General features: G+C 50.0%; 1 protein-coding gene. It reads right to left on the bottom strand.

The window, feature by feature from the left end; genetic code table 11:
* Positions 1–778: collagen-like domain-containing protein (locus ACYUEW_RS18950; protein ID WP_460277709.1), on the bottom strand; the 778-nt coding region annotated here is incomplete at both ends.

Raw genomic sequence — 778 nt, 5'->3', positions numbered from 1 at the left:
CCGGTAATACCTTGAGGGCCAGTAGCACCAGTAATGCCTTGAGGACCAGTAGCTCCGGTAATACCTTGAATTCCAGTAGGTCCAGTAATACCTTGAGGGCCAGTAGGTCCAGTGATACCTTGAATTCCAGTAGGGCCAGTAATGCCTTGAGGACCAGTAGCTCCGGTTACACCTATAGGACCAGTAGGGCCAGTAACGCCTTGAAGTCCAGTAGGACCGGTAACACCTATAGGACCAGTAGGACCAGTAACGCCTTGAATTCCAGTAGGACCGGTAACACCTATAGGACCAGTAGGGCCAGTAACGCCTTGAAGTCCAGTAGGACCTGTTACACCTTGAATTCCAGTAGCTCCGGTAATACCTTGAATTCCAGTAGGACCAGTAACACCTTGAATTCCAGTAGGGCCAGTAATGCCTTGAATTCCAGTAGGTCCTGTTACACCTTGAATTCCAGTAGGACCAGTAACACCTTGAATTCCAGTAGGTCCAGTAACACCTTGAATTCCAGTAGGTCCAGTAACGCCTTGAATTCCAGTAGCTCCGGTAATACCTTGAGGGCCAGTAGCACCAGTAATGCCTTGAGGACCAGTAGCTCCGGTAATACCTTGAATTCCAGTAGGTCCAGTAATACCTTGAGGGCCAGTAGGTCCAGTGATACCTTGAATTCCAGTAGAGCCAGTAATGCCTTGAGGACCAGTAGCTCCGGTTACACCTATAGGACCAGTAGGGCCAGTAACGCCTTGGAGTCCAGTAGGACCAGTGATACCTTGAGGGCCAG

The sequence above is a fragment of the Clostridium sp. CTA-1 genome (assembly GCF_054768215.1).
The sequence above is the reverse complement of the archived record's forward strand: the minus strand, read 5'-3'. Positions and strand labels throughout refer to the sequence as shown.